Raw genomic sequence first — 8,209 nt, forward strand, 5'->3', positions numbered from 1 at the left:
CCCCTGGCGCCACCACTCCCTCCGCCTCCCGCCGCGCCCGCCGGTCTCCCCGCCCGCCCCCTCGGTCACACGGTTCGGGGAGATTCCGTGCCCAGTGGTGTACGACGCCCGCCGAGCGGAGATCCTTGTGCCCGCACGGACACAGCCGACGGAGCGTCATGGGGGAGTGCGGACAGGTGGAGCAGGAGCGGGAGCCGGCCGGGGCGGGCGGACAGAAGACCCCGGGGCCACGGCACGGGACGGACGGGCGGACCGGCACCGCCCTGGAACTCCTGGTGCACGGGGTGGGCGGCACCACGCCCGCCGAGATGCTGGACGACCCGCGCACCGTACGGATCACCGGCGACCACGTCGCGGCCGTCTACCGGCGCACCGAGGACGCCGACGCAGAGGCGCGTCCCGAGGACTACCGGGGCCGCCCGGTGCCCGAGGCCTACGTCTGGTGCAACCTCACCTCCGGCAACGGCACCCGCGCCCTGTGGCTGCTGCTCCTGCCCTTCATGGTGGTCAACCTCGCCCACTGGATGCGGCCCTCGGTCGACGGCCGGATCCGCACGGTCCGGCTCTACGGGCTGCTGCTGCGGCTCGCGGGCGTCAGCCTGACGGTGCTGCTGGTCGCCGCGGCCTGCGAGGTCGCGCTCGACCTCGTCGCCTGGCAGTGCGCGGGCACGCACGCGTGCGCCGAGCGGCACTCCTGGCTGGGCTTCCTCTCGCCGGTCATGTCGGACGGCGGCTGGTGGAGCACGCCCGGCCGCAGGCTCGCCCTGGCGGCCGCGGTGCCCGCCGCGCTCACCGGCCTGCTGTGGTACCTGTCGCTGCGCACCTGGCGGGCGTACGAGTCCCAGCAGCCGATGGGCCGCGAGACCGACACCGAGGTGGATTCCGGCCCCACCGCGGCCCTCGGCAGGCCCGGGTTCTGGTACGGGCGCCGGCTGGTGGCCCGGCTGCGCGCCGCGCACACCGCCGCGGGCCTGCTGACCGTCGCCGCGGCCGTCGGCGTCCCCGCCGCCCGCCACGACCGCCGGCCGGGCGGGCCGGAGGTGCTCGACCTGCTGGGCTGGATGATGCAGGGCGCGCTCGTCGCCGGGGCCGTCGCCGTGGTCGCGGTGACCTGCCGCCGGGGCCGCAGCGAGAACCGCCTCGACCGGGAACTCGACGAGCGCCTCGTACGCCGGCTGCCGCTGGCCGCCCTCCTCCTGTTCGTCCTCGCCCTGCTGTACGGCGGCTGGAACCGGCCGGGCTGGACGTCGGCCGGACGGCTGTCCGGGGACACGACGTTCGGCGCCCTCGCCCTGGTGCAGGGCCTGCTGGTCGTCGTCCTCGCCGTCGTCGCCCACCTGCTGCACCGCAGCCGGCCCGACGCCCGCGCCGCGATCCGCGGCCTCGGCGGCCCCGCCGTCGCCCTGCTCGCCTGCGCCCTCGGCGGCGTGATGTCCGGCGGCGTCGCCCAGCGCGTGGGGGATTGGATGGACGGCACCGGAGCCCTCATCGACGGTCCGCCCGTCCTGCTGACCTGGCAGGCCTCCGTCATCCCGCCGCTGCTCGTCGTCGTCCTGCTGCTGTGCGCCGCGTTCGCCCGGCACACCTGGCGCCTGGCCCGCGCCGAACGGGACGCCGTGGAACGCGACCACCCCGGAGAGACCGGCGACGCCGGACGCACCCGCCGCATCGCGCTCACCCGCGCCCTGGCCACCCTCACCGACCGCGCGCCCCTCATCGTCGCCATCATCTCCGCCGCCACCCTGCTCCTCGGCGCCGGAGCCCTCGTGGGCGCCCTGACGACCGGCCAGGTGCCCGGCGAGGCCGCGCGCGGGACGTACGCCGTCGTGCACGGCGCCGCGCAGACCGCGCAGGCGCTGGGCTCCTGGCTCATCGGCCTCGGCTTCATACTGTTCGTCACCTGGGGCAGGCGCGCCTACAAGGACCCCTCCGCGCGGCGCAGCATCGGCATCCTCTGGGACGTCGGCACCTTCTGGCCGCGGGCCGCCCACCCCTTCGCGCCGCCCTGCTACGCCGAGCGCGCGGTGCCCGACCTGACCTGGCGGATGGCGACGTGGACCCGCGCCACCGGCGGGCGGCTGGTCATCTCCGGGCACTCGCAGGGCAGCGTCCTCGCCGCCGCCGCGTCCTGGCAACTGGAGCCGACGGCCCGCAAGAGGGTCGCCCTGCTCACCTACGGCTCCCCGCTGGAGCGGCTGTACGGCCGCTGGTTCCCGGCCCACTTCGGGCCCGAGGCGCTCGCCTCGCTGCACGAGGAGGTCGACTGCTGGCGCAACCTCCACCGGCGCACCGACCCCATCGGCGGCCCGATGCGGCTGCCGGGCGACGCGGGCCCCGCGGTGGACCGCGCACCGCTCAAGGACCCGCTGACGTACGGCCGTACCGAACTGCATCCGCTGCCCGCGCCGATCCTCGGCCACTCCGACTACCAGGCCGACCCGGCCTTCGCCGAGGAACGCGCCCGCCTGCTGGCGAGGCTCCGCCCCGAGGCCGAGGTCCCGGCGCCCCGTCACACCGACGGCACGGCGCCGCCCGTCCCGGCACGGGACGACCCGGCCGGGGGCTGCTGAGAACCCGGGCGTGCCGGGCCGGTCACGGCAGTTGTGGCAGGTCGTCCGGGTACAGCAGGGTCAGGTCGTCCGTGCTGGGGTCGGCCAGCTGGGCGACCCGGCTCGCGTGGCGCTCGACCATCGCCTCGAAGGTCTGGCGGGCGGTGCGGCCGTTGCCGAAGGCCGGACCCTTGGGGAGCGCGGTGAAGTACTCGGTCAGTGCCCCGGCCGTACCCGGCGCCAGCCGGTACTCGTGCTCGTCGGCCTGCTGCTCGACGATCCGCAGCAGCTCCCCGGGGCCGTAGTCGCCGAACGTGATGGTCCGGGAGAAGCGGGAGGCCACCCCCGGGTTGACGGACAGGAAGCGCTCCATCTCGGCCGTGTAGCCCGCGACGATCACGACGACCGCGTCCCGCTGGTCCTCCATCAGCTTGACCAGCGTGTCGATGGCCTCCTTGCCGAAGTCCCGGCCCGCGTCCTCGGGGGAGAGGGCGTACGCCTCGTCGATGAACAGCACGCCGCCCAGCGCCCGCTGGAACGCCTCCTGGGTGCGGATCGCCGTGGAGCCGATGTGCTCGCCCACCAGGTCCACCCGGGAGACCTCGACGAGGTGCCCCTTGTCCAGCACGCCGAGGGAGGCGAGTATCTCGCCGTACAGCCGGGCGACCGTCGTCTTGCCGGTGCCGGGGGAACCGGTGAAGACCAGGTGCCGTTTGACGGAGGCGGCCTTCAGGCCCGCCTGCTGCCGGCGCCGGCCCACCTCGATCATGTCGGTCAGGGCCCGCACCTCGCGCTTGACGCTCTCCAGGCCGACCAGGGCGTCCAGTTCGCCGAGCACGGCCTTCGAGTTCCGCGCCGGCTCCGCGGGTGCGGCGGCCGCGACCAGCGGCTCCTGCTCGGTGGTGCGCTGCCCGGGGATGGAGCCCAGCAGCCCGGGGGAGCGGGTGGCCGTCTGCACGGCCGGTTCCGGCGCGGCCGGCGCGGTCAGGCCGGTGCTCTCGTCGCTGGTGCAGTCCTCGACGAGCGGACCGGAGTCGTACGCCGTGTCGGGGCCGCCCTCCGCGAACTCGTAGCCCCCGCGCGCGCAGCGCTCCGTGCGGCACTTCCTGAGCGTCGTGCGGCAGCCGTCGATCACGTGGAAGCCGTAGCCGGCGCTGCCGGTCACCCGGCAGTTCAGGAAGCTGCCGCGGCCGCCCGCCGACACGTAGACACCGGCCTCCGACGGGGAGTCGACCGTGCAGCGCTCGATGGTGGGGTCGGCGCCCTTGGTGACGATCACACCCGTGCGGTTGCCGTCCAGGGTGCAGTTGTTCAGGGTGCCGCCGCTGCCGTGGTCGCGGAACCACGCGCCGGTGGCGGCGTCCCGGATGCGGCAGTCGTCGAGCTGCGCGGTGGCGCCGTCGCTCACCGACACGGCGGTGTTGCGGACCTGCGAGAGGTCGCTGTCGACGACGTCCGCGCGCGAGCCGCGGTCCAGGACGAACAGCGCGTCCGGCACGTCGTGCACCCGGCAGGAGTCGAGCACGGCGGTCGCTCCGTCGCTGACCCAGACGGCCGGGTAGTCGCCGGTGCTGTCGAAGATCTCGCACTGGTTGGCGTCCACCCGGGTGCCCGGGTCCCACACCGACAGGCCGTTGCGCCCGAACTGGCGCACGCTGGTGCGGGTCAGGGTGAGGACGGAACGGGAACGCAGGTCGACCGCGTTCTCCGGGATGTCGTGGATGCGGCAGTCGGCGAGGGTGAGGACGGCGTCCGTGTCCAGGGTGACGCCGTCGCCGGTGGTGCGGTGCACGTCGCAGTCGGTCAGGTGCGCGCTGGCCCGGCCGGTCACCTGCACCCCGCTGCCCCGCACCTCGTAGACCTCGCAGCCGACGGCCTCCAGCGCGGAGCCCTCGCCCGTCGCCGTCAGTCCGGAGCCCGCGGCGTGGTGCACGCGGCAGCGGTCGAGGCGGGGATGGGCGCCGGAGCGCACCGCGACACCCGCCTGACCGGCCGAGACGACCTCGCACTCCTCGAACACGCCGCCCCCGCCGTCCAGGACGGCGATGCCGACGCCGGCCGGGTTGTCGACGACGCAGCGCCGCACGGTCGGCCGCGCGGGGCCGCGCACCTCTATCCCGGACGCGGACCGCGCCACCACCCGCAGGCCCAGCAGCTCCGCCGTGCCGTCCTCGACGAGCACCGCGGGGGCCGCCGCGTCCTGGCCCTCCACGTGCAGGTCCTGGACCACCGCCGAGGCGCGCACGGTCAGCGGGACCCCGTCGGCGGGCGCGATCCGCACCGAGCCCTGGGCGCCCTCGGGGCCGCGCAGGGTCACCGCCCGCTGGACGACGAGGTTCTCCCGGTAGGTTCCGGCGGCGACGGTGAGGACGTCCCCGTCCGCCGCGGCCTCCAGGGCCGCGGCCAGCGATGCGTACTCCCCCGTGCGGCGCCGCCACCGCGAGGTGCCGGTGTGCGTCACCTGGACCGTGCCCTGTGCCATGGCGTTGCTGTGCCCCCACCTCGTCGTACGCGGGTCGTCGCCGATCGGTGTTCGGCCGGTCCACCGTAGCGTGCGCACAGGCGGTGAGTTGACCGGAGGCCGAAGCCCGTCAACTGCCCGCGCCGGTCCTGCCCCAGTCGGGGCCCGCCCGGTCCCACTCCTGTTCCAGGCGGGCGTACCGCCGGCGGACCATGCGCCAGACGGTGATCCGCCGGCCGGTCTCGACCAGGAGCGCGGTCGCCGCCGCGGCACCGAAACCGGCGAGAACCGCGTGCGTGGCCGCGGTCGCCGAGTCCAGCGGACGGGCCACCGCGTGGCCCTGCTCGTCGGTCCATGTCGTGAACCGGTCCCCGGAGCCCGGGTCGTCCAGGGCCGCGAGGAGGGTTCCCTCGTGCCGGGTGCCGTCCGGGGAGGTCCACTCCGCGAGGACGCGGCTGCGCCGGTCCCCGCCCGCGGCGCCCTCCGGGTCGGCCACGACCGGCGAACGCTCGAGCGGGCGGACGACGGTGGCCGTCACCCGGTGCCGGGAATCGTGCTGTTCGCGCACCGACTGCTGCAGGGCGTCCTGCGCGACACCGCCCACGAGGACACCGGTCAGCGGTGCCACGGACAGGATCAGCAGCAGACCGGCCAGGGCCACCCACGCCTCGGCCAGATCGGTCGCACGGCACAGCGGGTTGTGCCGCCAGCGCCAGAGACCCGCGACCGCCCGCACGTCCGCACCCCCTTCCCGCTCGGCCCGCCCCCGGCCGGTTTCTCATGAATCTCTCATCCACCACCCAACGAGCCGACCGCCCACCGGGTTCCCGGCCGCCCGCCGGTGTCCGGAAACGATCGCGGAACGGCGCGGATCCAAACCCCGGACGGCGCCGGACCGTTCGGGCCGTTCCGGCCTTTCCGGCCCTTCGGGCGAGGCTCCCCGTTCGTTCGCATCAGTCGAGGATCCGCACCGGGTCGCCCACCCGGACCGTGCCGCGGCCGAGCGGGACCAGGTTCTGCCCGAAGGCCAGCCTGCCGTCGACGACCCGGTGCCTGCCGAGGCTGTGCAGGGGCTCCGCGCCGCGCCGGGCGGTGCCCTGGTCGGTGGTGGTCACGACGCACCGCCCGCAGGGTTTGGCGACGCGGAAGGCGACCTCCCCGACAGAGATGCGCGACCAGCCGTCCTCCGCCCACGGTTCGGTGCCGGACACGACGACGTTCGGCCGGAACCTGTTCATCGGCAGCGGGCCCTCGGCGGCGTGACCGCCGTCCGCGATCAGGGAGTTGAGGGCGTCGAGCGACGCCGTCGTCGTCAGCAGCAGCGGAAAGCCGTCGGCGAGGGAGACCGTCTCGCCCCCTCGTGCGTACTCCGGGTCCACCGGCCGGCGCGTGGCGGGATCGTCCAGGTGCACCAGTCGTACCTCCGCCCCGACGAGGGCGCTGCACCAGGCGTGGGCCGCCGCGTCGTCCGCGGGGACCACGTCGACCTTGTCCCGGAAGAGCCTGACCGGCACGGTGCCCGCCCCGCGCGGCACCGGCACCGTGAGCGGCCGCGCCCCGGGTGCGGACAGCCGGACGCCACCGCCGGGCAGCAACTCGGCGGCGGCCAGGGCGAGGCGCGGCCTCCCGCGTTGCGTGACGACCTTTCCCCCGTCGTCGACCAGCATCCAGCGGCGGTCTCCGGCCGGCCCCCAGGGCTCCACCACGACCTCCCGGAGTGACAGGCTCCGGAACGCCTTGACCGGATGGACGTGAACCGACTGAAGGCGCGCGTTACCCATGAGGTCATCGTGCCAGGCGGCACCGACAACCCGGGGAACGGCTCAGTAGCCCCGGTACTGCTGCTGGCCGTACGGGTCCTGGTACGGCGCGGGGGCCGGACGGGGAGCCGCCGGGCGCATCGCCTCGTACCCCGCGGGGCCGGGCGCGGCCGGGCGGGGCTGCTGCGGCTGCTGGGGCCCGGGGTATCCGCGGGGCGCACCCGCCTGCTGCGGGATGTACGCGGCGGGCGCCTGCTGCAGCGGCGCGGGCTGCGGCGCCTGCTGCGGATAGCCGTAGGAGGGCTGCGAGGGGCCCGCCGGGAGCGCGGGCAGGGCGGACGGCAGTGCGGGCAGATGGCTGCTGCTCGGCATGTCGTACGCGGCGGGGACCCGGATCGGGGCGATCTGCGGTGTGCCCCGTTCGGCCACGAGCGAGTCGTAGATCGGGGTGTCCGGGAAGGAGGCGGAGTAGTAGCCGCCGCCATAAGTGGAGCGGGGGGAGGTCATGGCCATAAGTTAAGCCCACGATGTGCTGGTTGGGGAGACCGATAAGAAGGTTGTTTTCCGTGTCCTCGGTGACCTGGAGCCCCCAATGCGAGCGAACGTGGGAAAATAGGGCGTCACGCCATTCATTTTTCCGGTAAAGGCCGAGTTCCGGGCGGGTTACCGGCGGTTGACCGCGCGTTCCGGCACTCTCCTCGCGAGCCGCGCACGTCCGGGGGAATAGGTTGGGTGGGGAGAACTCGACGATTCGCCGGGACACGGCCCGGCCAGGTGACACGTGATGGGGGCGGACATGTCAATGTCGAAAGGATCGAACACCCCGGTGCCCACGACGGCGCTGCGGGTCGAACTGGGCTGGCGGTCCGGCCCCGGAGTGCCCGACGCGGACGCCTCGGCCCTCCTCCTGGTGAACGGGAAGGTGCGGTCCGACGGCGACTTCGTCTTCTACAACCAGGCCGCGCACTCCTCCGGCGCCGTCCGGCACGAGGGCAAGCAGGACACGGGCGGACGGGTCACCGACAGCCTGTACGTCGACCTCGCGCGCGTGGAGCCCGCGATCGAGACCGTGATCCTCGCCGCGTCCTCGGACGGCGGACCGTTCGGGCAGGTGCCCGATCTCGGCATCGAGGTCCGCGACGCGGCGCAGCACACCGTGGTGGCCCGCTTCGACAACCCCGGCGCCACCGTCGAGACGGCGTTCGTGCTCGGCGAGTTCTACCGCCGCCAGGGCGCCTGGAAGTTCCGTGCCGTCGGCCAGGGGTACGACAGCGGGCTCGAGGGACTGGCCACGGACTACGGCATCTCGGTGGACGAGCCGCAGCAGGCGGCACCGCCCACCGCCCCGCCGGCACCCCCGGCGGGGGCCCCCCCCCCCGGGGGCCGGAGCCGGGGAGGCACCGGCCCGGGGGGCCCGCGGGATGCCCCCCGGGGCGTCA

General features: G+C 74.9%; 6 protein-coding genes. 2 read left to right on the top strand and 4 right to left on the bottom strand.

All coding sequences use genetic code 11. The annotated features are described in order from the left end of the window. Positions 1-176 precede the first annotated feature (176 nt). On the top strand, positions 177-2,570 hold the full coding sequence (locus HZS56_RS36595; protein ID WP_216725128.1) for a hypothetical protein: 2,394 nt from the start codon (positions 177-179) through the stop codon (positions 2,568-2,570). A 22-nt stretch (positions 2,571-2,592) separates the two neighbouring features. On the opposite strand, the gene HZS56_RS36600 is transcribed toward HZS56_RS36595, so the two are convergent. From HZS56_RS36600 to HZS56_RS36615, 4 genes are all read right to left on the bottom strand, one after another. Next, positions 2,593-5,031 carry a right-handed parallel beta-helix repeat-containing protein gene (locus HZS56_RS36600; RefSeq protein ID WP_216725124.1) on the bottom strand — a complete coding sequence of 813 codons (2,439 nt, stop codon included), beginning with the start codon at positions 5,029-5,031 and terminating at the stop codon, positions 2,593-2,595. 109 nt (positions 5,032-5,140) lie between these two features. Next, positions 5,141-5,746, bottom strand: coding sequence for an Rv1733c family protein (locus HZS56_RS36605; RefSeq protein ID WP_216725125.1), 606 nt, complete (start codon positions 5,744-5,746; stop codon positions 5,141-5,143). 217 nt (positions 5,747-5,963) lie between these two features. After that, positions 5,964-6,791, bottom strand: a complete 828-nt coding sequence (locus tag HZS56_RS36610; RefSeq protein WP_216725126.1) for an MOSC domain-containing protein — start codon at positions 6,789-6,791, stop codon at positions 5,964-5,966. 42 nt (positions 6,792-6,833) lie between these two features. Then, positions 6,834-7,277: a DUF6643 family protein gene (locus HZS56_RS36615; RefSeq protein ID WP_216725127.1), complete on the bottom strand. Its 444-nt coding sequence runs from the start codon at positions 7,275-7,277 to the stop codon at positions 6,834-6,836. Positions 7,278-7,572: 295 nt separating this feature from the next. Here HZS56_RS36615 and HZS56_RS36620 point away from each other — a divergent pair. Beyond that, the coding region (locus tag HZS56_RS36620; RefSeq protein ID WP_253915489.1) for a TerD family protein at positions 7,573-8,209 on the top strand (637 nt) is incomplete at its 3' end.

This window comes from Streptomyces mayonensis (genome assembly GCF_018982965.1).
Classification (GTDB): Bacteria; Actinomycetota; Actinomycetes; order Streptomycetales; family Streptomycetaceae; genus Streptomyces; species Streptomyces mayonensis.

What these genes read in the sequence shown, in the direction of transcription:
- HZS56_RS36600 (WP_216725124.1), bottom strand. Translation starts at nt 5,031, where the DNA reads ATGGCACAGGGCACGGTCCAGGTGACGCACACCGGCACCTCGCGGTGG.
- HZS56_RS36610 (WP_216725126.1), bottom strand. Translation starts at nt 6,791, where the DNA reads ATGGGTAACGCGCGCCTTCAGTCGGTTCACGTCCATCCGGTCAAGGCG.
- HZS56_RS36615 (WP_216725127.1), bottom strand. Translation starts at nt 7,277, where the DNA reads ATGACCTCCCCCCGCTCCACTTATGGCGGCGGCTACTACTCCGCCTCC.